Genomic DNA, 26,122 nt, shown 5'->3' with positions numbered 1-26,122 from the left:
TTAAATTTAATATTTCAATTGTCTAATCCAAGTAGTTCAACACAGATCTGATATGCATCTCAACGCCATATTTTAATGTGTCTTCGTCGATGTCAAACATTGGATGATGATGTGGATAATTTGTCTTCTTCTCTTCGTTGCCTATACCGATGAAATAAAATGCGCTTGGTACTCTTTGGCTGAACTCAGCAAAGTCTTCGCCTGCCATACATCTATAGCTTACAATTCTGCATTTCTCTCCAAAAGTTTCGTGAGCAGCTTTTTCAATATAGTGAATCATAGAATAATCATTTTTTAAGGCAGGATTGCTTGGAATATATTTTAGTTCATAATCAGCACCCATCCCATAACATATTCCTTTTATCAAACGCTCTATTTTATATAACAGAATTATTTTATCTTCTTCTTCATTCTCAAACAAAAACCTTATAGTGCCTCCAATTTCTACTTTTTCAGAAATAATATTACGACCTCTGCCTCCATTTATTTTGCCAATCATTATTGTAATAGGCAATAAGGGGTCAATCTCCCTGGTCTGAATTGATTGAAGAGACTGTATAATATTAGAAGCAACTAATACAGGGTCAACTGCAGTATGGGGAGCAGAGGTATGTCCTGCTCTACCTATAACGGTCAGTTCAAACTCTTCATTAGCAGCCATAACTGGACCTCCTACTAATCCAACACTTCCACTTTCAATGGGTGTCCATAAATGTATTCCAAAAGCTGCATCAACTTTTGGATTGTCAAGGATCCCTTCTTCTATCATATTAAGAGCCCCTGCTTCCTCCTCATTTGGTTGAAAAACAAACTTGATATTGCCCTTAATGTCTTCTCTATGTATTGCTAATATCTTAGCTGCAACCAGCAGCATAGCCGTATGACCGTCATGTCCGCATGCATGCATAATACCTGGATTTCGAGATTTGAAAGGCAGGTTTGTTTTTTCTTCTTGAGGCAGAGCATCAATATCGGCTCTCAGCATAACAGTTTTCCCTGCAGTTTTACCTTTCAATAATCCAACAACCCCTGTTTTTGCAACTGTTGACACCTCTAGCCCTAGTTTTCTCAGATATTCCTTTATAATCTTTGAAGTTCGAAACTCCTGGTAGCCGAGTTCAGGATACATATGAAAATCTCTTCTAAGTTTTATTAATTCGCTTTCTAAGGCTTTAATTTCTTCTTTTAAATCAAACAAATATTATCGCCTCCTTTTTGACTAATATATATGCTTTATTATATTAATGCTAGGGAAAGCTGAGGAAATACAATGATCAATACGGATATCATTACCAACATAATCAGATATGCAGGCAACTTTTTAATAACTTTAAGAAATGGCCTGTCGAATACGGCACAAGCCGTAAATATATTGCAGCCGAAAGGTGGAGATATAGATCCTATTGCAGCCTGCAAGGTAACTATTATACCTAAGTGAATTGGATGGATACCAGCCTTAACAGCCAAAGGATAAAATATGGGTGTTAGTATGATGATTACAACTATTGAATCTACAAACATACAGCCAACAAAGAAGAAGATCGTTACCATTGCTAATATCTTTATGACCGATGGATTCACACCTAATAGTGCTGTGGTAAGAAGCTGGGGAATCTTAGCGTAGGATATGGCCCAGGAAAATAACTGTCCTGCTGCTACTAAAATAAATACCGCCGAAGTTACAATAGCAGTTGATAAAGCTATATTGGCTAAATCCTTTAGTTTTATAGTTTTAAACAATAAAAGCTCTAGTATTGCTGCATAGAGAACAGCTATGGCAGCTGCCTCTGTAGGGCTAAAAAATCCTGAATAAATGCCTGCGAAAATTATTACAGGAAATCCAAGAGGAGCTATAGCGTCTTTTACAGCTTTAACTCTTTCACCCCAGGTTAATTTTTTGGTTCTAGGTATGCCTTTTCTCTTGGCATCAAAATAGTTATACACCGCAAAAAAGAGTAACATTAGTAATCCTGGAATAACACCTGCGATAAATAAGTCGCCAACGGATGCACCTGTTACAACGCAGTACATTATCATGGATATGCTAGGAGGTATAAGCAAAGCAATTATAGCTGAGCTTATTATTAATGCGATAGTATCTTCATCCCTATAGCCAGAGTCCAGAAGTCTGTTTCTCATTGGTTTTCCAATAGCAACTACGGTGGCTTGAGTTGATCCTGAAATTGCACCAAACAATGTACATGTAGCAGCTGTAGTAATAGCCATGCCACCATGTATATGCCCTACGAAAGTTTCAACAAAATCCAGCAATCTCTTTGAAGTTTGCCCTGCACACATTATATCCGCAGCAAAAATAAACATGGGTACAGCTAAAAGGACATAGGCTTGAATTCCGGCCACTATTTGCTGTATGGCTAATAGTGGATTTATATTAGGGAAATAACGTATTAGCACAGCTAGAGGTGCAATAATCATAGTTATAAACATGGGAAAATTCAAAAGCAAGAAAAAAATCATTATGCTCATCAACAGTGCTACCATTAGAGCACCTCCTCACATTTTTGCCTGTTAGTTTCACATAAGCTTTCACTATCTGCCCCAAATATTACCTCACTAGATAAATACAGTTCTTTATTCTTTATATTTTTGAAAAATGTCCTTGCATATTCTATAGCGCCTAAGAAGAATCCTATGGGAACGATTGCAATTATGATATATGTTGGTATCCTTAATGCTGGAGTTACCCTGCCTAATGTTTGAACCTTTTGTGTATATTTGAGCCCTAAATAAGCTATATAAAACATGGAAACAGAAGAAAGACTAGAAATAATTAACATAAAAACTTTTTTATATTTTATGCTCAACAAGTCAAATATTGCAGACATGCTTATATGCCTTGCTTTTTTAGTACAGTAACCAACACCTAAAAAGGTAACAATTATAGTCAATATTTGTCCGACTTCTTCTGAAAAAGTCCAGCTTCTGTTAAAAACCGACCTGCTTATTACACTTCCTATCAATATAATGGCCATCACTATGACAGAGTAGCTCAAGATCCATTCTTCAATCTTGGATATATATTTGTTAAAAAACTTATCCATATTTCTCCTCCTATTACTTCTGCTTTGCATGCCGCAAAGCAGAAGTAAATTTCTAAAGACTATTTCTCCAGTAATCTTCTTGGATAATTTGTGAAAGTTTCGCAACCATTTTTAGTTACCCTGAAAGATTCACTGATATCAACACCACATTCATCCAGCCATATCCCAGGTATCATGTGGAAGGTCATGTTAGGCTGAAGTACAGTTTTGTCTCCAGGTCTTAAGCTTGCCGTATGCTCACCCCAGTCTGGTGGGTAGTTAAGACCCATTGAATACCCTATTCTGGAATCCTTAATGAATCCGCTCTTAGCTATGCTATTAGCCCATACCCTCTCAACTTCTTCGCAAGTCATGCCGGGTTTTACATTATTTAAAGCATTGGTTAAGCCTTCTGCAACTACAGCAGCTAAATCCCTAACCTTTTGAGGTGCCTCCCCTATTATCATAGTTCTAGATAGAGGACAATGATATCTTCTGTAGCATCCTGCTAATTCTAAAATTACAGTATCCCCGTTTTTGTATGGCTCATCTGTCCAGCTAAGATGAGGAGTTGAAGTTCTTATACCGCTTGGCATTAAAGGCACTATAGCTGTATAATCACCGCCATACTCTTCTGTTCCGCTTATTTGGGCATGATAAACATTAGCTGCAGCATCACATTGCCTAACTCCTTCGTCAACGGAATTATAAGCTGTTTCCATAGCTTTTTCTGCTATCCTGGCTGCCTTTCTTATGTACTCAACTTCTGTATCAGACTTAATAATCTTAACCCAGTTAACAATATTTGTACCATCTTTAAATACTGCATTAGGTAAACCTAATACAAGCCTCTCTTGACACTTTGCTGTATAATAGTAAGCATCCATCTCAGTAGCAATAATCTTTTTGTCATATCCTCTTTCCTTGAGGACGTCTGAAACAAAATCCATAGGATGCTTGATTAATGATTGCACATAATCGTCAGTATAGGGCTTAATATTTTCTTCGCTCAACCATGTTGTCAATCTAGCAGCATTAGCATCTTGTCCTCTTCCAACCCAAATTGGCTCATCTTGATCTACTAAAGCAATAATACATTGATGTACATAAAAGGACCAACCGTCAAAACCAGTCAAGTAATTCATGTTTGCAGGATCAGTTACAATAAGAACCTCTATGCCTTTCTCATTCATGCTCTGCTTAGTTTTTCTCAACCTTTCCTTATACTCTTGAATTTCGAAATATAAGGTTTTTCCCATTTGCCAACATCTCCTTCACTTTATATTTTGTATACTGTCTATTGTCGACAATGTATCGTGCATTAATTATATGTCCTTCAAAAATCACCTTCTTTATATGAAATTATGTGTTCTTTTAGCGCCTTTTTGCTTTTTTCTAAGTCATTATTTCTCAAATGCTTTATTATTTCATAATGATCTGTAGCTGTAACAAGCAGGTTTCCTGTTTTGTTTGTATCATAAAGCATAGCCATTCTAAGTTGAAAAAAAATGCCTTCTAATATTTCTACTCTTCTTTTGCTACCGGATTTTTGCCATATAAATCTATGAAATTCAATGTCATTCATATTTATTTTCATGGCTTTCTTTATAGGATCTTCTGAACTTCTTACAACCTTGACCATTTCATTAACTATATTATTAAGTTTATCAAAATCTTCTTCAGTCATTTTATTTTCGTTAATTATTATATCTAAAATGTTATTCTCTAAAAGAAGCCTTATATCAAAAACTTCTTTTATATCATCAAGGGTATACCTTGTAACATAGGTCCCTTTTCGCGGAATAGTAGTGAGAATGCCTTCCTTTTCCAATTGCCTCATGCCTTCTCTTACCGGCGCCCTGCTGATACCCAGCTTATTTGCAACTTCAGATTCAAGAACATGGTCACTTTCCTTATATACTCCGACTAATATCATTTCCTTAATATAGTCAATTACTACACTACTTAAATTTTTCTTTTGATACGAATCTGCGCTAAAAAACATATTACAACTCCTTCTAAATTATTTGCTACTCAATTGTAAATTTTTTAATGTTACATTATCTAAGCTATCGTTTTGTCGACAATCTACTTTTATTTATATTCGCTATGTTTTGAAAAACTCCTCTTTATATTTTAAATATATTGTTATATTTTGCATCATAAATCTTTTCTTTCTCTATATTTCCTTTTCTATATAAATCGCACTAAGTAATTTAAATTCTAAGGAGCAGCTATTTTTTGAATTCTTCTTGCTTTTGGGGGTCAGCCTTTGCAAGGGTGTATGTGGGTTTGGTAAAGTTAAGTCCTAAGGGGTGCATAACTTTTAACATGCATGCTTTTATCACGATTATCTTTAATAGCTACTTTTAGTTCCTGCATCTCAGGATTTTGATTATCTATCTCAAGAGTATTATTGTATTTTGCCATTGAACCCCCCAATCTAATCACAATTTATGTTTGCATAATATAATAATTCTCCGATATTTTTAGGTCACAATTAATGGCCTGTAACAGATTTAGTATGATTTATATATATCATTAAAGTAAGTCCTCTTTTCTTTTGGATTTAAATACCTATAGAATTAAAATAATGGTTGGCTGATATTGAGAAGCAATAATCAGCCAACCATTATTTATTAGGGGGTTACATATTACATTGGTATCAATACTCCCATCAATGGCGCGTGCTGCTGGGCACCATATACATCGGTTTCTCCTATACTGCCTGAATCAATGGGTCTCTTGATAGTAACCTTAAATGCCATTGCAGGGTCGAAAAATACCAAAGTGGAAATATCCTTTTCTTCAATATTATAAAGCTTGCAGACCAATTCTTTTGTTATGATCCCTGAATCCTTAACCTTATTGTAATAATCTTTATTGTCAAATATTACATCCATTGTCAGTTCGAATGGGCCGGAATTCTTGCTTCTCAGCACCTTCGCCAGCTCATACAACGTTTTATTTTCTGCCATGCTAAAGCCTCCTTTTCTAAAACCCTACAAATTCTGTCGGGAATAGTTCGCAGGGATCATCGATATCCATGAGATGATATACAGTAAACTTATATACCGGACCGAATTCTATATCTGAAGGTGAATACAACAGAGCTATATTACCTGCCGTAGCCTTTCTTCCCTTATAGGGGAAGTGCATCAATGTGGATCTCGCGCTGGAGCAAATGGTGTTTGCCAGTTCCTGGCTTGATGCAATGACTTCCATGACTATGCCTAACTCGTGAGCCGGGGTTTGTACAGGCTCTAACGATCCCATTACCCCATTTCTGCCATACAAGTGGAATAAAATCTTATATTCTGATCTTGGAATATCATCAAAATAGGCTGCTACCTGCTCCCTGATATCGTTTTGAATATCATCTATGTTCTGTATAGCTATCGGGTCTCTCGTTCCGCCTATTACCAAAGTTCTATAGGCTACCTTTGCAGAACCTTCCAGCTTAACAGCATAAGGCTGTTTTACAAATTTGCTTCCCGATACCTTTACCACCCCATCCGCATGCTGCTCAAATTTACAGCCAGATAGATCCAATGCAAATCCTGGTCCATGAAGGTAGTACGGATGATCCTTTTCATATAGTGTGTGCGCGGCTACAGAGCTGATGTAACATTTTCTTTTTGGGTTCAGGGGTTCTACAAGAAAATGATCTTCTCTTAGATAACCCATCATGCAATCCTTGGTAGTGCCGGGTTCGGCACATAGGGCACCGCATTCAAGTATCTTACCCAAATGATATGCCAGACCTGCATCAAAGCCCTTCATTATCGGATATGCCGCAAATACCGAAGGATCATAGGCCCTGCCGGCTATGACTATTTGAGCGCCTTCCTCCAGAGCTTTTACAATTGGTTCATGACCCATCTGAGCTACTACGCTGTTTGTCTTATCCAGATCCTCTACTGTGAGCTCTGGTACATAGTTCATAGGATGAACTTTGTTTTCAGCCATTTTATTTTTAATATAGTTCTTATCAATATCTGCCCATACTATGGCAGTTTTCATCTTAAGCTTTTTTTCTTCAAGTATCTCTTTTATAACAGCCAAGGTCCAGTCGACATGAGGTTTGGCTCCCGAACCTCCTGCAGAGCCTACTATTACAGGGACATTTAAGTCATATCCTGCCTGTATCATCAATTCCAAGTCTTTTTTGGCGGCTTTTTTACTTACTATGCCTACTCCCGCGCCTAATTTATGGGGTCCCGCATCTGTCGAGCCTGCATCAACGGCTATTAAGTCAGGCTTCTTGCTTAACCCGTTATAAAAGGATTCTTTAGGATATCCATAGCCCAAAATTCCACATGGCGATAAGATCTTAAGTTCTTTCATTGCTATCCCTCCTGGTATTCTGCATGCGCCTTACAGCCTGCTGCATTTTAATACATCGCATCTTAAGCATCTATTTGTCTCTTTTAACATTGATTCTTCTTCATATCCTTTTTCTATTTCAGAGAAGTCTTTTATACCCTTGCATGCCATGTTCTCCATCGGCTGCCTTATTGCTTTGTTTTCATCTACAGGCCTTGACAATTCTCTTTTATGTTTCTTTACCGATATTACCTGCCCATCGCCGCCTAAGTATTTATCTATGGAGGCCGCCGCATATTTTCCTTCGCTTGTGGCCCTGACAACAGAATCCGGACCCGTTACGCAGTCTCCTCCTGCAAATACATAGGGTATATTTGTGCAGCCTCCGAAGCTAGCCTTGATGTAATTGCCTCTCAGTTCAACTTTTTGATTTTCTTTTTCATTAAAAGTTCTTTCCATGGCTTGTCCAATAGAAACTATTATATAATCTGCTTCAACCGTATTTGTACTGTATTCATCAAAGCTTGGATTAAATCTGCCTTCGCCGTCAAAAACATCCAGGCACTTTTTGAAGCTTATTGCTGCGGCCCTATTGTTTTTTGCTGAAATTTCTTTAGGCCCCCAGGAAACGTTGATTTCCACGCCTTCTTTCTCTGCATCCTCTATTTCCCATCTATGTGCAGGCATTTCCTCTCTTTTCTCAAGGCAGAACAGCATAACTTTTTCCGCTTCCAGGCGCAATGCACTTCTTGCTACATCAATAGCTACATTTCCTCCGCCTATAACTGCAACTTTTTTATCCTTAAAGCTTATGGTTTGCCCTAAATTCAGCTTTCTTAAAAATTCTACACCGGATAACACACCTTCCGCATTTTCACCGGGTATATTGAGCTTTCTGTCCCCATGAGTTCCCACGCCTATATATACGGCCTCGTAGCCCATACCCTTTAAGTCTTCTATAGACATATCTACCCCAAGGCGTTTATTTGTGACAAACTTTACTCCCATTTCCCTGAACACATCAAACTCTTTATCCAAGAGATTTCTTGGCAATCTGTAAGCGGGCAGCCCCACGGAAAGCATACCTCCTATTACAGGCAAAGCCTCAAATACTGTAACGCTGTAGCCTTTTTTTTGAAGGAAAAAGGCGCAGGACAAACCGGAAGGCCCGGAGCCTATCACAGCAACTTTTTTCCCATTCGGCTTTTCCATTTCAGGCAACGGCAGCTTGCTATACTCGTCAAGCACAGCATCGGTAACATATCTTTTAATCCCTCTTATCGACATAGGCTCATCAATCTTAACCCTGTTGCACAAGGATTCGCATGGGTGATGGCAAACTCTTCCGCATACCAGAGGCAGAGGATTTTCTGATTGTATAACCTGATATGCTTCTTTATATCTTCTCTGAGATGCTAAATCTATATAAACCGGCACTTCTACATTGGCAGGGCACGCATTTTGACATGTATATCTCATGCAGTGTATATACGCTTCGGGATCATGTCTTTCGTATAAACATTCTGTGCAGTACAGGCATTCTTTTATAAGGTCATACCTGTTTTCCTTCACCTTGCGGACCCACATGGAATCTGCAATCAAAGGCCTTGCCAAAGCCACCATGTCTGCTCTGCCTTCTTCGATTACACTCTTTGCTGCTACCGGATTTCCCAGTTTGCCCACAGTTATTACAGGTATAGATATGTGTTTCTTTATATCTTCAGCCAGATATACATTAGGTCCGTCCGGATATTCTATTGTAGGCTTGCCTCTTTGATCGCTATACCCCTTGAGTCCTCCGTCATCAAATCTTACACCCGCTGATACATCCATGCAGTCTATACCGTACTTTTCCAATTCCTTTGCAAATATCCTGGTTTGAACAAGAGTATTCCCGCCTACAATAAATTCCTCTGCGCTGATCCTTACAAATAAAGGATAATCTTTACCAACCAATTCTCTTATTCTCTTTAATATTTCAATATGAATAAACATTCTGCCATAGATATCTCCGCCGAATTCATCAGTCCTGGTATTAGTCCTTCTTGAAATAAAATCTGCCATAGTATAGGTATGTGCGTAATGAAGCTCTATGGCATCGAAGCCCGCCTCCTTTGCCCTCCTCGCCCCATTAACAAAGTCTTTAATTATTTCATAGCATTGCTCGTTGGTCAAATCAGATGGTTTTAAACCTGCTCCATATATGGAATGAGCTATCTGAAGTCCTATTTTGCAATCCTCTTGATGAACGGCGTCAACAAGTCTTTTTAACCCTTTGACATGCTCATCTCTGCTGATCTGAAGCCTGTTTCCGGGGTGAATATATATCGAGCTTACACTTGTGTGCTCTGTCATAATAAGTCCTACACCTGATCTGGCTCTGTCTACATAATGCTTAATAGTATTATTTGTAACAAATCCATCCTTAGTTGCTGAATTGGAAAACATTGGTGACATTATGATCCTGTTTGGCAGTTCCAATGTATTTATCTTTATCGGCGTAAATAGTCCAACCTTTTGCATATGCTTACCTCCAAACTTCATCGTATCTGTTCCTGTTGCCCTAACTGATATAAGAGTGCATTGCGAAGGGATTTGGTTGCAAAGTCTTAGTCTCGAAGCATAAGGTGAATTGCTCCACAGGAGCAAGAGAGGATGCTCTGGGGCATTTGCAATCGTTATCAGTTAGAACAACATTTTGAATCATATTACTTTTTATGCAGTTTCTCTGCCGCAATCCTTACTGCATCTATGAATTGGACATAGCCTGTACATCTGCATAGGTGTCCGGACAGCTCATCCTTTATAGTTTCTTCACCGGGCATCTCATCCAAATCCAGCAGAGCTTTTGCCGAAAGGATGACTCCGGGAGTGCAAAAACCGCATTGTACAGCACCCGCTTCAATAAATGCTTCCTGTATAGGGTGCAATTCACCCTTTTGTGATAAACCTTCTATGGTAACCACTTTCTTGCCCTGAACTTTGGCCGCAGCAACAATGCATGAGTTTACAGGCTTGCCTTCCAAAAGGACCGTGCAAGCTCCGCACTCTCCCTCTTCGCAGCCTTTTTTCGTACCTGTGAGAGCCAGGTTTCTCCTTAGCACGTTAGCCAAGGTATCCCAAGCATTTATTGACAGCGCAACATCCTTGCCATTTATATTAAAGGTCAGTGCCTGCATACTATAGCACCTCCATATTCTTCAATATGTTTTTTGCTGCATTATCAAGGGCATTATTTACAAGATCTTCTACTAATGCTTTTCTGTATTTGCTTGATCCTCTCAGCAAGCTGTCTCTGGGATTTGCTTCATCAGCAGCAATCTTTGCAGCTTCTTTTATGATTTCTAATGCTTGGATACCCTTGCCAGCAAGGTATTCTTCAGCCTTTTTAGGTCTGAAGGGGGTTGTAGCAACAGGAGCAATGGCTATTCTTGCATCCTTTATCTTGCCATTTTGTACCTCCAGTTTTATAGCTGCATTTGCCATAGGCAGAGCCAAAGCTTCTCTTGGAGCAAACCTGCACAGTGAGGTTGCATATCTGAGTTTAGGCCTTGGTACTATTATTTGGGTAAGAATCTCTCTTGTGCTGTCAATTTTGCTCTTACCAACGCCTGCATATAGTTCTTCCAGAGGAGCTTTTTTCAGCCCGTCTTCTGTCAGTATTTTACATATAGCTCCTAACGCTATGAGTGGTATGACTGAATCAGCAGCAGGCTGAGCACTTACTATGTTTCCGCCCACAGTACCTATGTTTCTTATCTGAGGTGATCCTACATATCTGCAGCCATCTGACAAGGATGGAAAATGCTTTTTAACATCTTCGTTAGATGCAATCTCTGCATGAGTTACAGCTGCACCAATTATCAGCTCATCTTCAGTCAATGCAATATGTCTCAATGCATCAATGTCTGCAATATCTATGAGTGCCTCGGCCTGAATTTTTCCTTCTCTGAGCCAAAGCATTAAGTCTGTTCCTCCGGCAATTATCTTAGCCTCACCTGAATATTGACGGAGATAACCAATGGCTTCCTCTATGGTTTTTGGTATTAAATATTTTTCAACCTTCATTGCCTATCCCCCTCTTCCTTTTCTTTAATTGCCCAGAACACTTTTTCTGAAGTGATCGGCAAATCCTTTATTCTCACTCCTATGGCATCTTCAATAGCATTAGCTATTGCAGGAGCAGTAGGTATGAGAGTAGGTTCACCTATTCCCTTGGCACCGAAAGGGCCTATCGGATCATTGGTTTCAACTATAACACTTTTTATCTCCGGCATATCTTTTATTGTCATCAATATATAATTCTTCAAACTGTTGCTAAGGGGTTTACCGTCTTGAAATACCATGTTCTCGTATAATGTCCAGCCGATTCCCTGTGCAACTCCGCCGTTTATTTGGCCTTCAACACCGTTTTTATTTATTACTTTTCCTACGTCATGAGCTGCTATAACCCTTAGAACTTTTACCTGACCTGTTAGAGTATCAACTTCTACCTCCACCCCGTGAGCACCGTAAGTGTAGGCACTGGAATAATCACCGTAGAAATTTGCATCAGCACCCTCAGTTGGAGGATCATAAGTCTCGTAAACAGTAAATGGTATAGCTTCTCTGGTTCTTATGCCTTCCTGGCAAAGCTTTTTAAGAGTTATATTGACGCTCTCATCTTCTGTAAATACTATGTTTCCATTTTTTATATAAAGCTTATCTTCAGATTTGCCTAATATTTTTGAAGCAAACTCCATTATTTGTTTCTTTACTTTTTCAGCAGCTAAATAAACTGCTTTTCCTCCTACAGTTGTAACTCTGCTGGAATAAGTACCAAGACCAAAGGGGCTTACATCCGTATCAAGAGGCATTACAGTAATATCTGAAATTGAAACTCCAAGAACTTCAGCAGCGATTTGAGCAAATACGGTTTTTGCACCTTGACCCATGTCTGATTCTCCGGAGAATACAAATACTTTCCCATCTTCATGTATACGTATCATAGCAGAAGATCCATCAAATTTATCTCCTCCTCTGTTACCTGATACATGGTTCATGCAAGCTACTCCAATGCCACGTCTGATACGCCCATTTTGCCCCTCTTTCGGCAGCCTGTCCTCTTCTATATATTCTCTGGCTTTCTCCAAGCATTCTGCCAATCCGCAGCTTCTTACCTTCCATCCATGCAATGTGCAATCGCCTTGTCTTATTGCATTTTTGATTTTTACATCCACAGGTTCAAGGCCTATGCGTCTTGCACAAGTGTCTATAAAGGACTCCAATGCAAAATGCATCTGGCTGTTGCCGTAGCCTCTGAAGCCGCTGGTAGGAATAAGATTAGTATATACTAAATAGGAGTCTGTCTTGGTAGATTTAAATCTATATAAGCAGTCTGTCCTAATTGACATGTTAAGCAATACCTTAGGTGCAGCCCAGCTATAAGCACCGTTATCGGCAATTATTTTTGATTCTTTGCATACCAATGTTCCGTCTTTCATCATGCCCAGCTTTATCTTTATCTTTGGGGCAACTCTTGGCCTGGTGGTCAGCATTTCTTCTTCTCTTGTCAAAACGTATTTCACCGGTGCATCAGCTTTTTTTGCTAATACCGCAACTATGGGATGGAAATTTCTTATCCATATTTTTGCTCCAAAGGCTCCCCCAATATAAGGTGACTTAACAGTTACTTTGCTGGGTTCAATCCCTAAAGCCTTGGCTATTTCATTTCTTCCTTGAAAAACTGATTGAAGGCCTGTCCATATGGTCAATCTTCCGTTTTCTTCCCACTTTACAACGGCTCCAAAGGGTTCCATATAGCAGCCGGACACTCTATGAGTACTAAATTCGCTTTCGAATACATAATCGCATTTGGAAAAATCCTCATCTACATTGCCTCTTGAAATATGATATTCTTTAACTATATTGCTTTTTATATTTTCATGAACCAATGCAGACTCAGGAAGCATGGCTTTTTCTACATCATCAACGACATCTAGCAGCTCGTATTTTACATCTATAAGCTTTATGGCTTCTTCTGCAGCTTCCTCCGAATCAGCTGCCACAGCTGCGATTTCATCTCCAACATACCTTACCTTGTCTATAGCCAGCATTGTTACATCGTCTATCTCCATGCCAAATTTATTAGTGGGGCAATCCTTGGCAGTTATTACTGCTTTAACTCCAGACAGTCCCTCCGCCTTTGAAACATCTATGCTTAAAATCCTGGCATGAGGATGTGGTGAACGAAGTATCTTTGCATAAAGCATACCGGGAAAATTCATATCATCCAAGTATTTTGCTTTTCCGGTTACTTTTTCCTTAGCATCAATAAAATCTTGCTTGCATCCAATATAAGAACAATCATTTTTCATGCATATACCTCCGTAATAATATTTTTGTTTAGTATATTGCACTGATAGTGAAATCTGCTGAATTTTCAGGATAAACAGCCATATGACCCTTGAGAAAAATCACTGCACCCAGTATCACTTTTTTTTCAAATAAGGCCTTTGCTCTCTTTAAACCATTTCTAACGGCGATTTCGATATTCTCCTGCTTGATATCTCCAATATTCTTTGTTACGACTGCGCCTCTGATATCCGTATCATAATCCAACTCTTCCGCCATACATCTCTCAATAGAAGCGTCCTCGCAATATATTGCATTGGCTATGGAAGTCGCAGCTGCATCTGCCAGGCTTCCTGCAGCCGCCAACACTGTCACGGCTGACGCAATACCTTTAGTCAGGCTCCTTCCCCCAAAACCGCTTGTAGCAACGCCGTGGATTCCACTACTGCCTTTTATCCTGATCACGTGTGTTGGCTTATTGCCTGATAAGTCGCTTATTATACCGATCCTCATATATTCACGATTATGAGGCATTTGATATGATATATCTCCTCCGTTATTTACAACTACATAGTCAGCACCAGCTTTGAACACTTTTTCTTTGACCAAATCTGAAAATGTGCCTGCTACAGAAGCCATTGGAGTAAAGTCAGATTCATCCAATCGTTCCACTGACTCTATCATTTTTTTGAGCGCCAAGGAGCATTTGTTTTTTTCATCATATCCAATTCCTGTTATATACTTTTTAGCTACATATAATTCCTTTGCTAATTGTTCCAACAGTTCCAAGGCTTTATTGGCGCCAGCAACAGCTGCATAGGTATAAGGTTCTTCCCTGAGCCCCGCCTCGATAACCATGGTTATGGGTCCGTGGTCTACCAATACCTTGCCTTCTTTTATTATTTTAAATCTTTCATCCAAATCAAATCCGATTCCCTTCCGATTGGATTGTTAACCCTGACCTAACCTGTTGTGCCAGCTGATATAAGAGTGCATTGTGAAGAAGCTCTGCAATCGTTATCAACTAGCACAACGAGTTGAATTAGGTCTCGTTTTGATATTCTAGAGCACGCCTTTTTCCTTATAGTATTTTTCAGCACCGGGATGTAACGGCACCGGTGAAACCTCTGTCATCTTTTTTAAATCCAGATCAGACAGGGAAGCATGTATGCCTTTGAAATAGCTCAGGTTTTCATCTAACGACTTAACTATCGCATAAGCTTCTCCATCACTAAGATCAGTGCTTGCAAACAGGACAACTGTTGCTGCTACAGTAGGAACATCATTCTCAAGGAAAGAATATTTATCTTTGGGTATTATAGTTTTATAAGTTCCAAGCTCTGCATTTACCTTCTCTATAGCTTCATCCGACAATGGAAGAAGATCCAGCTTTAAATTTGTGGAAGCATCTACTATATGGCTTGACGGAACTTGAATGACATTGCTATATGCCTGTAACTTCCCGTCTCTCATCAAATCGATGGAATTACCCATTGACATGAAATCAACTGATCCGCCCCAGGCCTTTATGTCCTCGTAGGTGATACCACTGGCCTTTAATGCTTCTTTTCCTACTATCTCCATAAAGGAATCTGCTGTATTAAGATTAAGCTTCAAGGGATATTTTTTATCTCTTAGATCATCAAAGTTCTTGATCCCCGTATCTGCTTTGATAAGGAAGTGCTGTGCAGCCTCACCGTACAAAACAGTTAGAGCTCGCAGGTTGTCCATGTTTTTGTTAAAAGGTGCTTTGCCTTCGGAAGCCATCTTTATAAGGCCTGTATGAGCTATGCCTAGTTGAATCTTTCCGGCAGAAACCAGGGCGATATTGGCGGCTTCTTGTCCGACTTCATATGCTGTATTGGAGCCGGAATAGCTTCTGCGTATAACTTCTCCCACGCCTTCTCCTATTGCAGCCCAGGCGCCTCCAATGGAGCCCCCTACAATCGTGACATCGATTTTATCTGGTACCTTGAATTCGGCAGCCTCACCGGATTTTTCTCCGGGAGCCTTCTCTCCCCCTGAGCATGCTGTTACCAAGCTCATCACCATTATAATGGAAAGGATAACACTTGTTAGTCTTGTAAATTTTCGTTTCATAAGATACCCCTTTCATAAATTTTTTTATAATAATAGTTTAGGCTGCTAAACTACTATTTTTTATTTTGATTCTTTGGTAAGCATATATTGCAGCGAATACAACCAGTCCGGCAACAGTAGTCATAGTTTCCGGATATAGCATCATTAATCCCGATATAAACAATGCTATACGGGTAATTTTTCCGGCCCTGTCCCTGAGCCAGCCTTCCATGCCTGCAGCCATGGCAATAACGCCCAGCATACAGCCAAACATTACAAATAAAGTGTGAAGGCTGAATGTCTTTACATTGATCAGTAGAACCGGTTGATAGATGAAAATGAAAGGTACGATAAAGGATACTATGCCCATCCAGCAAGCATACCAGCCTACTTTCGAAGCATTGGCTTCGGCAATGCCCGCTGCTGCATAAGCCGCAACGGCAACAGGCGGTGTAATAGCGGATAATGTAGAGAAATAAACTACAAACATATGTGCAGGCATTGGAGGTATTCCAAGCTCATATAGGGAGGGTACGGCTAGTGACACCGTAAGTGCATATGCTGCAGCTACAGGCATGCCCATCCCTAATATGGTGCATAAAACTGCGGTTATTAAAAGGGCGCCAAATATATTGCCTCCGCCTACGCTTAATACAAGACTTGCTATCTTTCCACCCAATCCGGTTATCATCAGGCCATTGATCACTATGCCTGCTATGGCACAGGATAAGGATACTATGACGGATTGAAGAGCTCCATCTTCTAAGGATTTCAATATTTTCTCCATCGACATCCTTGTTTCTTTTCTGAAAAAGCTTGCTGCAATTACGGATACAATGCCGGCAACAGCTGCGAGTGAAGGTGTATAGCCCTTTATAAGCATAGCGACTAGAACTACCAAAGGGAGAATAAAGGGAAAGCCCTCCTTCAGTGTTTTGCCGACGGGCGGCAGATCTTTGGGATCCACTGCGGTCAAACCTAATTTTTTGGCTCTGAAATGTACCATGAAGCCAAGTGCCAGGTAAAATAGTATTCCAGGGAGAGCCGCAGCAACCGCTATATCGATATAGGGAATGCCCGCCATCTCTACCATCAGAAAGGCTGCTGTGCCCATAATGGGGGGCATTATTCCTCCACCTGTCGCTGCTACTGCATTTACAGCTCCTGCAAACTTAGAATCATACCCTACCTTCTTCATCATAGGTATCGTAAAAGAGCCTGTAGTAACAACGTTGGCTGTGGGGCTGCCATTGATCATGCCAAATAGTGCGCTGGCAACCACAGCAACCTTACCTGCACCACCTGTATACCGTCCTGCTACTGACATAGAGAATTTATAGAAGAAATCCCCCGCACCTGAGTTTGCGAAGAAAGAACCAAACAAGACAAAAAGGAATACATAAGTGGATGCCACAACTATAGGTGAAGTAAATACTCCATTGGTGGTAAATACCAACTGATCCAGCACATCTATAGGAACTATTCTCCTGTGCCCTATATAACCGGGTATCAGATGACCAAACAGTGCATACAAGAGGAATATTATCCCAATAGATGGCAGTACAGAACCCATTGTCCTTTTTGTCAGTTCAATCACAAATAGAACAATAATAATGCCTGCAACAATATCCAACGCAAGAAGCGGGTCCACTTGAGGCCATCTCAGCAGATATCTCGGTATCTGAGTAGCATAATATATACCTGATAATGCTGCCATTATAGCCAGCAAATAATCATGCTTAGGTATCTTGGTTATGTCACAGCCCTCATATGGTGTATAAAGCATATAGCCTAATACTAGGATAAAAGTTAAATGTATACTGTAATGAAGCAAAGGCTGTATACTGGAAAAAGTGCTTTGCCAAAGCTGATAAAGCGACATTATTATAGCTACGGCACTGATTATTCTCTTATCTTTTCCGGTAAGTTTTCTCTTTTGACCTTCTTTCGTTATATTAGCTAAGTACTTTAGCATAACATTTATACACCTGCCTTCTTTTACTTAGATTTCTCTAGTCTAATTATTTGGTAGCGATCTTCTTTGATGACTTCCTCCATTTTTCTTACAGCTTTTATGTGTCCTCCAATATCGCCATATTTTTCTTTTACTATGGTATATTCGATTGGAGCGACTACCGCAGGTGATGCTGTATAGTTGAAAGGCTTCTCAACCATTTTTTCTACATCCGCCAGGAAGGTTATTCCTCCCCCCGGCATCACATATGCAGGAGCTCCTGCAATGGTCAATACTGCATCGCCTCTATGCACGGCTTGAGTCAGCTTGATCGGGTCCACGGTCACTCCTGCTCTGGCGCTGCCGCCTACTCCGGCATAATACATAGCGGATACCCTGCTGTCTTCACAATTGTCAGCCGCCAGCTTTCTGAACTCTTCAAGTTCTTCTGTCAAAGGAATCTGAACCGGCTTCCCTTCTTCATTAACGCTGAACAGCGCGACCTTTCTCCAAGTAGTTTCTGCTACAAGTATTTTCATCCCGGGTTTTGCATAATTCATGTCTATGGATTTTATTGCTTCTATAGGTTCTTTGATATTTGTGCCGCCCCATCCGTCTCCATGCTCAAAGAAATACCTTCCCGGCGTTGCCAGCCTGCCTACAGGAGTTACGCCGCTGTATGGAAGCTGCTCAGCTCCTGCCGGATGTTTGGTAAACAAGCCTGTAATGTGGTGATCCAGTATTATCGCCTCATCAATCAATTTCCCCAAATGTTTTGCGAACAAACCGCAGCATGCGCCGCCGCAGCCAACTCTCATCTTTTCGTCTTTAACGCCGTTTATTATAGGCGCCTTACCTACTTCTAACTCTAAGATTGCTCCATTATCTATCTTTAAGATGACTTTTTCCTTATTGCCCAGCTGAGTCATGGTTTTTACGACCAACATTCCATCAGGCCCTTTAACCCTGTTGACTCCGCCTATGATAAGGATATGAGAGCCATATTGTTCTGTAGTCACTATTCCCATTACCTTGCCGTCTCTTCTCACCAAAGCGCCTTCATCGCCTATATAGAAGTTTGTATCGATCTTGACCATCATAGAGCTATAGGATACCGGAGCTTCAGTAACTACGGTAACAACATCATAATCATCTATGTTTTCCTGCACTATGTAAGGGGCCGGATGATAATCCGGATAGCTTGCTCCGGCCCCTACAGCAGTGATCAAAGGTTTGCTGATAGCTATTTTTTCTTTGTCTACAGGTGTTTTTTCAGGTATTTGCAATGGCCTGCACCTTAGTAAGCTCCCATTATCATTAACGAACCTTTTGCAGGCTCCAAATAAACCGTTAGGAATTTCACATTTTACACCGCAGTTGGTACAGACCAGTATTTCTTCTTGTGCCTTTGCTTCTGAGAGAGCATCAAATTTGCATACCTTAATGCAGGTTTTACAGTTTACGCATTCTTTGCTGACCTTTGCCTTTTTGTCAATAACCTTGATCGCATCCATAGGACAGTTCTTTTCGCATGCTTTGCAACCCATACACTTTTCTACATTAACCTGTATCATATTTCAATCTCCTCTTATTAAATTAAGCCTTCTTTCTTTGCTTTAAGTATTGCAAGCAATCTCTGCTGCTCATTATTTACTATCATGACGCCTTCATCAACGCCCATTCCCGGCTTGCCTGCCATTGCAAAAGGCTGAGTAGCTACTGCCAGGTTCACGCATACAAGGGCTGATTTGTCTGTTTCGTTGCAGGTACCGCCTTGATATGCCAGAACTCCATTCTTCTTGCAGTACAAAACTGCCTCTACTATATTGTTGATTCCGCCTAAATCTATTGTCTTTACCTGAACCATATCAGCACCTTTTGCATCGACCCATTGTACTATCTCTTCATAGGTGTTGGCATATTCATCGATTATAAGCTTCAATTTTGAACCCGCTTCGTCAAGTTTTCTGCGGAGATATTTCATTCCCTTTAATTGTTCTTCATTGGATTTTAAGTCTATAGGCATTTCAACAAATACCTCATAAGGCTGACATGCTTTTTCTACTTCTATAAGATATTCCACAACTTTGTCCAGATCATTGTTGAAAGCTTTCCCCATGCAGCCGTATACATCATATCTCATTACCGGTTTGTAGTTCGGGTCACCGATATCCTGTATTCTGTTTTTTACCCACTTGACCCAATCGAGGAACTTCTTGCCGTCTTTGCCCAGCTTGTCTTCTACATTGTTTATGAGTCCATGAGGCATCATGCCTACTTCCTTGAGTATCATCTTGTCAACATTCGTGTATCTTTCATCTCCTGACTGGGCATTGATCCTAACAGGCTTCAGCTCCAGCTCAATTCCATATTCATTTGCAATAACCTCGGTCATTGTAATATGCTGTTCTTTAGCCACAGTCTCCAATATGGCCTGCGTCACGCCATATCTTATAGGGGCAGGCAGCCTTACTCCGTCAAATAGCTTTCTGTCGAATTCTTCAGCTGTCTTTTTGAACTCTTTTATGTTCTTGCCCTCAAAATAAGGAATCACTTCTTTGTTTATAATTTTGATCAAGGCTTGGGCTGTGTTTGGAACTTCTCTTCCGCCGCTTGCAGCGTATTGAGCCACCGCACAATCTCCATATGCTATGTCGCCGTTTTCCAGCACAAACATTACCGATACGGCTTGTCCCGACTGTCTTACTGTTTTGAAGCCGGGAGTTTTGGGCTCACCTCTATATATAAAACCGTCCGGCTTAGCCCCCTCTTTTATTGCCTCTTTGTCATCCATGTAGAACCCTGTCAAACCTTCTGTGCATAATACTTTTTTTACTATCATCGCTGTCTTCCTCCTATAAATTATTTATTGATCTGTTATGCTATATATAAATGTTGTGCTATATGAGGCTATTGCAAAGGGGAACGAGGAACACTAAAAGTCAGTAATTAAAAGCTACAGATTATCAATAAATAAACTTCAGTGTTTTCCGCCTCACCCTACAACGCATTTTTTATAAATTACGAATTAGAATTTAATAACCGTTTCCCATTTTTAGCGACCAGCCTGCCGTCGATATATATCCTCTCAACCTTTGATACCTGAGGATAAGCGGTAACCAATATATCTGCTGTGTAGCCCTTTTGCAATAAACCTAAATTCGGTGCAAGCAATGGCAGTGCTTCTGTAACATTTTTTGTACCCTGAGCTATAGCCTTTGGAAGGCTTACAAGCTTTCTCTCAACGGCATGCTGCATTGCTTCAAGCATTGAATCAAAGCTTCCTGCGGCGAAGTCTGTAGAGATAATATCTATAAGATCCTCTTCATAGAAAGCAAATAAGTTATCCGGTGTTGCTACCAATCTCTTAGCACCGAAAGGATCATGTACTGCAGCATCAATAATCACGCACGGATATTGTTTCAGCTTCTTCGTATTTTCAACAGCCTCATCTTTTGTAAACAAATAGTTGGAATGGCAGGCTATAAATTTTTTAACCCCGGCCTTTGCCACTTCATGAACTATTTTCATGGATGTAGGTGCATTATGGCACATCAGCGGGACATCCAGATCCTTTGCCAGCTTAGCTGCTTCCATATATCCGTTTAAGGCTACTTGTACTGATGCTAATGTGGTCTTATATACTATGTCCCTTGTTTGCTCAGGAGTGAGGAAGCTGTCCAAATTATGCTCTTTCAATGCTTTTGCTACTCTGTCCCTTTCGTAATAGGATTTCTCTATATATCTCCCTAAAACCGAAAGCTTCATAGCTCTTGCCTGGAGATAATCAATATCCTTTCCTGTTTCATTCTTTACTGCTCTTGGTATATAAAGATAATCCTGGCCTCCGCCGCCAAGGGTATGCCCTCCGCCGACCTCTCCGATACATACCGCTCCATCTTCAAGCATTTTTTCGGCTGTCATTCTTTTGTGTTTTTCAGTCAAACCTTTTCCGTCGCATAGCATTCCGGCCTGCAGATTAATAGGAGCGTGTGTAGTAGCGGTTTTTATCCTTATGGGATGATGTTTTTGTGTTTCTTCAACCTCATCCATGGTTACGAACCCATCAACATTCAATACTGTTGTATGCCCTTGAAGCAGGTTTCTGTCCAGCAATTCAAGGATTCTCTCTCTCCCATAGTTTTCAGCGCCGCTTGCAAATATAGGACCGAAGGTTACCCCATGCTGATGGTGATTAATAATACCGGGAAGTATCGCTTTGCCTGTACAATCGATCACTTCATCTGCGTTTTGCTCGGCAGAAGGATCAAGCTTCTCTGTCACTTCTACAATCTTTGTTCCTTCCACTATTACATGACCCTTATCCAGTAATGTCTTTCCATCACCCGTTACGACGGTACCGTTTTTGAATACTATCATTGATTCTTGCCTCCTTATAATTGGTGTTGTGCTAACTGATAACGATTGCGAATGCTCCGAAGCTAAGACTTTGTAAGCTTGTATAGGGTTGCGTCAAAACTCGCATGCAACGTTTGTTATTACTATTAAGGATCAAGTAAGTTATGTGGTTTTCTGATTTAATGCATATAGGCTCAAACAGTTGACGCAACTGATCCTATACTGCGCTAACAAACTCTAAGCTCCTTCACAATGCACTCTTATATCAGTTAGCACAACAGGTTATTACAATGCAATCAAATTTATATAAACTGATTGCATGAGATTATTTAGCGAATTATCATTCAAATACCACCGTGGCCTTTCTAGGATCAAAGCAGCAGCCTACCCTGAGAGATACTACCCTGACTCCGCTTGCCCTTTGAGGGCCGACCTTTATGAATGTGGCTAAAACCGTATTCTTGCCACCCAGTCCTAAAGCCCCATAGCCTTCTTTGTTAACAGCCTCAGTAACTCTTCTTTCCATATCCGACTGAACCAAGAAATTGCCGTTCTTCATAGCTTCCAATGCTAGAGAAGCAGCCTCAACATTGGTACGCCCTATTCCGAAGCCTAGGACACATGGCAAACATCCCAGCTTCTGTGCTCCATCTTTGGCCCATGCTATCATCTCGTCCAAAACCGTGTTTACAGAATGCTTGTGGAATACCCGCAATGTCTTTCCCCTTATTTCAGGACCCCCGCCAAGCATCAGTACAGTCAATGCTATCTTGCTCCCCGATGTGCGCCTCATTTGAACAGGCGCCATACTAAGATCCCATGGATCATCGGATAACCCTGCCGACTGGCTTATTCGCTGCTTATCATCTCCCAGCACAGCCATAGGTCTGCCTGGAAGATCCTTGAGGCCCTTTGCTATGCCTTCTTCCACAGCAGCAAAGAAACCCGCAGGCACCTCGCACTCATCACCAATTTCCAAAAATACATGGGGTATGCCTGTGTCATCACACAGCGGCAACATACCAACCTGTGCTATTCTTGCATTCTCTAATATGCTTTCCAGAACCCATTTAGCGTGGGGATTATCTTCATTAGCTGCTGCCCTTTCATAAGCTTCAATTTGGTCCGGCCTAAAGGCAGTACTTGCTTTAACCAATGCTTCTGCCGTTTTATTTACAACGTCATCATATTTAAGCATTTTTCTCACCCCTTATTTATCGAATATTGATTTACCATGTGCCACAGCAATAATTACAGGAAATTTTACTACCTGGAGCATGTGTAATGCTTCCATTCCTTCTTGGTGAAAAGCTGCTATCCTTTTATCAACTATTGTCGAGGTAAGCAATGCCGTGACCGGTGGCGTAACGGCAAAAACAGAATTATATTCCTTTAAGGCTTCTACAGTATTTTTTCCCAGGCTGCCCTTTCCTATATGAATCTTTACGCCTGCTTTTGATAGCGTCGGTATGGAGCCTTCAATTTCCAGCTTATTGCTTGAAGTCGGCCCTATCCCGGCTACGCTGACCGCCGTATGGAAAACAGCAGAACCATTTAAATCTATACCTATTTCATTCAGCCTGTTGTTTTCGATTAGCTTTACTATCTTAGGCAAGACCGCATCCCTGCCTGTATATATCACCCCTGTAATTTCGAGAGTGTCATATACTTTTAGCTCTTTTACCAAAGCATTTGAAATTGGTGTCGAAACTTGCACTGTATTTCCTCCTTCATTTTAAATTTCGTCTGTGTCCGATTTTTGAACGGTGCTTTTCAAATTTTGAACGATACCTTTTTATAATAGTACTTGTCGACTGTTATGGGTAAGGACTGATAAAGACCCCTTCCTAACGAATGCCAACTTCAATCTTACTGGCCTCGAAGCACTTCACACATATATAATGCATATCTTATGCCAAAACATAAAAACTTGCATAATCTTATAAATTTTTTCTTTTTTCATCATTTTTCGACATTTTAATGTAATAGAAAAGCCATGGAAAGGATGCCATTTCCTATTCCATGGCTTCTTATGGTTTAAAGCTATTTAATTTTTTCTATTTCCTTAAGCTTAGTCCAAAGGCTTGTCCTGCTTATGCCCAGCTTTCTTGCCAGAGATGCCTTATCCTCGGGATATTTCTGAGACAAAGCCTCTATTATTTCCAATTCCATATCTCTCATAGTCCCTATATTTATGCTTATCTTATCATCGCAGAAAGTCGATGCATGCATTTCAGAGCTTATGAGGTCAAAATACAATTCCTCCAGGAGCTTGAAAGAATCTTCGGTATCCTGAGATAATATCACGAATTTTTCAACAAAGTTTTCTAATTCCCTGACATTTCCGTACCATTCGTAATTTTGCAGCTTTTTCATGAATATACTGGGAATGTCTATGGACTTATTCCTCATATGCATTCCTATAAAATAGTTGATCAAATGAGGTATATCGTCTCTTCTTTGCCTTAAAGGAGGTATATGGAGATTCAATACATTAAGTCTATGATAAAGGTCCTCTCTAAATTGCCCCATCCTAATCCTTTCAGCCAGGTTTGCATTCGTCGCAGCTATTATTCTCACATCCACAGGTATGGGCTTATTACCTCCCACCCTCATGAGCACTCTTTCCTGAATTACTCTGAGAAGTTGGGCCTGAGCCGCTAAAGTTATTTCAGAAATCTCATCCAAAAATACCGTGCCTCTCTGAGCAAGTTCAAAAATTCCTATTTTGCCGCCCTTTTTAGCGCCGGTAAAAGCGCCCTCTTCGTAGCCGAACAGTTCACTTTCAAGAAGACTTTGAGGAAGAGCAGCACAATTTATTGCCACAAATGGTCCGCCTTTTCTGGGGCTTTCATTATGGACGCCATTAGCAAGAACCTCTTTCCCCGTACCGCTTTCACCTATTATCAAGATATTCGCATCTGTCTTACTATAGCTCTTTGCTTTTTTTATCAGGGCCTCGACCGCTTCAGATTTTCCTATATAATCATCAAAGGTATATCTGGCCTTTAACCCTGCTTTATTTGTAGTATTTTTAGCATTGCCTGCTTCCAGCTCTTTCATGCTCAAAACATCACTGCTATAGCTGGCATATTGAATTTTGATTGCATAACCTATTATTTCTCCATTGCCCTGCAAGGTAGTTTTCTTTACAAACAGATCGCTGCCCATACAATTTGCCTTATAACTGTTTTTATTATCAAGCAGCGGTTGAAATAATGGTATATCTTTAAACGCATCATCTATACTTCTATCTATAAGCAGGCTTGGATTTATTTTTAAATACCGGGATATGCTTTCGCAAAGATATGTGATCTTCCTGCTGCTATCCAAGAATATTAAACCCAAAAAGCTTTCTTGTATAAATGCATCGAAGGATTTGTTCACCTTTCGGAGATCATGAACAGCCTCAATCATTTTTTCGGCTTGGGTAAACGCATTATAGATAGCTTCACTCTGGGACCGAACCATAGCAGTTTTCATCCCATAGCCCTTAGCTATTTCAATTGTATATGCTCCTATGCCGATAACCGTGCCGATACCGTCATAATAAGCTTTTGCCACTTTTTCTTTTAGTTCGGATACATCCTCAAAATAATAAATGCTTAAATCCTCTTTGTTGATATTAAGGACTTTTCTTATGAAATCAAAATCATTATATCTTAAATCGTTGTCATATAAATAAAAAGCCATTTTTGTGCCTTGCGCCTTGGCTTTATAAAGAGTCTTTATTATATCAAAATTTGTTATCTCTATATCTACTACAGGGATATCCACAGCTTTACTTATCAATCTCCCGGTAGCCCCACGGCTTATGATAACATCAAAGCCCTTGGCTTCATATTCTCTGGCTACTTCAACCGCTTTATTCAAAACACAATTTTGAACCTCTACATGATAACCCTTCTTTACCTCATATTCATGCGCAATCTTTTCCAATTCAGGATAAGTAGAATATATTACTGCAATTTTATGCATATCCACAACTCCTTTTTCTGCTACATTCATTAAACTTTTGTATAAGCCCGTT

At 40.2% G+C, this 26,122-nt stretch carries 22 protein-coding genes; all 22 read right to left on the bottom strand.

The genetic code is table 11. The features are described 5' to 3' along the window. Positions 1-22: 22 nt before the first annotated feature. Positions 23-1,198, bottom strand: a complete 1,176-nt coding sequence (locus AC4HCY_RS08465; RefSeq protein WP_491095846.1) for a M20 metallopeptidase family protein — start codon at positions 1,196-1,198, stop codon at positions 23-25. A gap of 38 nt (positions 1,199-1,236) precedes the next feature. Next, the gene (locus tag AC4HCY_RS08460; RefSeq protein ID WP_323430950.1) at positions 1,237-2,502 is read right to left on the bottom strand and encodes a TRAP transporter large permease; all 1,266 of its coding nucleotides are present in this window, start codon (positions 2,500-2,502) and stop codon (positions 1,237-1,239) included. Beyond that, a complete protein-coding gene (locus AC4HCY_RS08455) occupies positions 2,502-3,062 on the bottom strand; it encodes a TRAP transporter small permease (RefSeq protein WP_323430949.1) in 561 nt (186 codons plus the stop codon). Before AC4HCY_RS08455 ends, AC4HCY_RS08460 begins: the two co-directional genes overlap by 1 nt. 59 nt (positions 3,063-3,121) lie before the next feature. Further along, positions 3,122-4,300: a M24 family metallopeptidase gene (locus tag AC4HCY_RS08450; RefSeq protein WP_323430948.1), complete on the bottom strand. Its 1,179-nt coding sequence runs from the start codon at positions 4,298-4,300 to the stop codon at positions 3,122-3,124. 77 nt (positions 4,301-4,377) lie between these two features. After that, positions 4,378-5,046, bottom strand: a complete 669-nt coding sequence (locus AC4HCY_RS08445) for a GntR family transcriptional regulator (RefSeq protein WP_323430947.1) — start codon at positions 5,044-5,046, stop codon at positions 4,378-4,380. A 229-nt stretch (positions 5,047-5,275) separates the two neighbouring features. Further along, a complete protein-coding gene (locus AC4HCY_RS08440; RefSeq protein ID WP_491096098.1) occupies positions 5,276-5,362 on the bottom strand; it encodes a winged helix-turn-helix domain-containing protein in 87 nt (28 codons plus the stop codon). After that, positions 5,343-5,471, bottom strand: coding sequence for a hypothetical protein (locus AC4HCY_RS08435; protein ID WP_323430946.1), 129 nt, complete (start codon positions 5,469-5,471; stop codon positions 5,343-5,345). The genes AC4HCY_RS08440 and AC4HCY_RS08435 overlap by 20 nt, the downstream gene beginning before the upstream one ends. Positions 5,472-5,695: 224 nt before the next feature. Then, on the bottom strand, positions 5,696-6,019 hold the full coding sequence (locus tag AC4HCY_RS08430) for a DUF4387 domain-containing protein (RefSeq protein WP_323430945.1): 324 nt from the start codon (positions 6,017-6,019) through the stop codon (positions 5,696-5,698). 16 nt (positions 6,020-6,035) lie between these two features. Next, positions 6,036-7,388 (bottom strand): acyclic terpene utilization AtuA family protein, encoded by a 1,353-nt coding sequence (locus tag AC4HCY_RS08425; RefSeq protein ID WP_491095845.1) that lies wholly within the window; start codon positions 7,386-7,388, stop codon positions 6,036-6,038. 30 nt (positions 7,389-7,418) lie between these two features. After that, complete coding sequence (locus tag AC4HCY_RS08420; protein WP_491095844.1) at positions 7,419-9,890, bottom strand: oxidoreductase; 2,472 nt, start codon at positions 9,888-9,890, stop codon at positions 7,419-7,421. A gap of 185 nt (positions 9,891-10,075) precedes the next feature. Beyond that, positions 10,076-10,546 (bottom strand): (2Fe-2S)-binding protein, encoded by a 471-nt coding sequence (locus tag AC4HCY_RS08415; protein ID WP_491095843.1) that lies wholly within the window; start codon positions 10,544-10,546, stop codon positions 10,076-10,078. A gap of 1 nt (position 10,547) precedes the next feature. Then, complete coding sequence (locus AC4HCY_RS08410; RefSeq protein WP_323430941.1) at positions 10,548-11,435, bottom strand: FAD binding domain-containing protein; 888 nt, start codon at positions 11,433-11,435, stop codon at positions 10,548-10,550. Continuing rightward, entirely contained in the window at positions 11,432-13,723 is a 2,292-nt protein-coding gene (locus tag AC4HCY_RS08405) for a xanthine dehydrogenase family protein molybdopterin-binding subunit (RefSeq protein WP_491095842.1), read from the bottom strand. The genes AC4HCY_RS08410 and AC4HCY_RS08405 overlap by 4 nt, the downstream gene beginning before the upstream one ends. A 28-nt stretch (positions 13,724-13,751) precedes the next feature. Next, entirely contained in the window at positions 13,752-14,621 is an 870-nt protein-coding gene (locus AC4HCY_RS08400) for a hypothetical protein (RefSeq protein WP_323430939.1), read from the bottom strand. Between the two features lie 141 nt (positions 14,622-14,762). Next, positions 14,763-15,800, bottom strand: a complete 1,038-nt coding sequence (locus tag AC4HCY_RS08395; protein ID WP_491095841.1) for a TAXI family TRAP transporter solute-binding subunit — start codon at positions 15,798-15,800, stop codon at positions 14,763-14,765. Positions 15,801-15,837: 37 nt separating this feature from the next. Further along, the gene (locus tag AC4HCY_RS08390; protein WP_491095840.1) at positions 15,838-17,754 is read right to left on the bottom strand and encodes a TRAP transporter permease; all 1,917 of its coding nucleotides are present in this window, start codon (positions 17,752-17,754) and stop codon (positions 15,838-15,840) included. A gap of 23 nt (positions 17,755-17,777) precedes the next feature. Further along, positions 17,778-19,307, bottom strand: a complete 1,530-nt coding sequence (locus tag AC4HCY_RS08385) for a 4Fe-4S binding protein (protein WP_323430936.1) — start codon at positions 19,305-19,307, stop codon at positions 17,778-17,780. 17 nt (positions 19,308-19,324) lie between these two features. Then, complete coding sequence (locus tag AC4HCY_RS08380; RefSeq protein WP_491095839.1) at positions 19,325-20,575, bottom strand: methylaspartate ammonia-lyase; 1,251 nt, start codon at positions 20,573-20,575, stop codon at positions 19,325-19,327. A 179-nt stretch (positions 20,576-20,754) separates the two neighbouring features. Then, positions 20,755-22,113, bottom strand: a complete 1,359-nt coding sequence (locus tag AC4HCY_RS08375; protein WP_491095838.1) for an amidohydrolase family protein — start codon at positions 22,111-22,113, stop codon at positions 20,755-20,757. A 319-nt stretch (positions 22,114-22,432) separates the two neighbouring features. Then, a complete protein-coding gene (locus tag AC4HCY_RS08370) occupies positions 22,433-23,290 on the bottom strand; it encodes a fumarate hydratase (protein ID WP_491095837.1) in 858 nt (285 codons plus the stop codon). A gap of 12 nt (positions 23,291-23,302) precedes the next feature. Further along, the gene (locus AC4HCY_RS08365) at positions 23,303-23,809 is read right to left on the bottom strand and encodes a fumarate hydratase C-terminal domain-containing protein (RefSeq protein WP_323430932.1); all 507 of its coding nucleotides are present in this window, start codon (positions 23,807-23,809) and stop codon (positions 23,303-23,305) included. Between the two features lie 326 nt (positions 23,810-24,135). Beyond that, the gene (locus tag AC4HCY_RS08360) at positions 24,136-26,070 is read right to left on the bottom strand and encodes a sigma 54-interacting transcriptional regulator (RefSeq protein WP_323430931.1); all 1,935 of its coding nucleotides are present in this window, start codon (positions 26,068-26,070) and stop codon (positions 24,136-24,138) included. Positions 26,071-26,122: the final 52 nt, after the last annotated feature.

Source organism: Lutispora sp. QWL-02, assembly GCF_058315355.1.
Note: the sequence above shows the minus strand (reverse complement) of the source record. Positions and strands in the feature narration are given on the sequence as shown.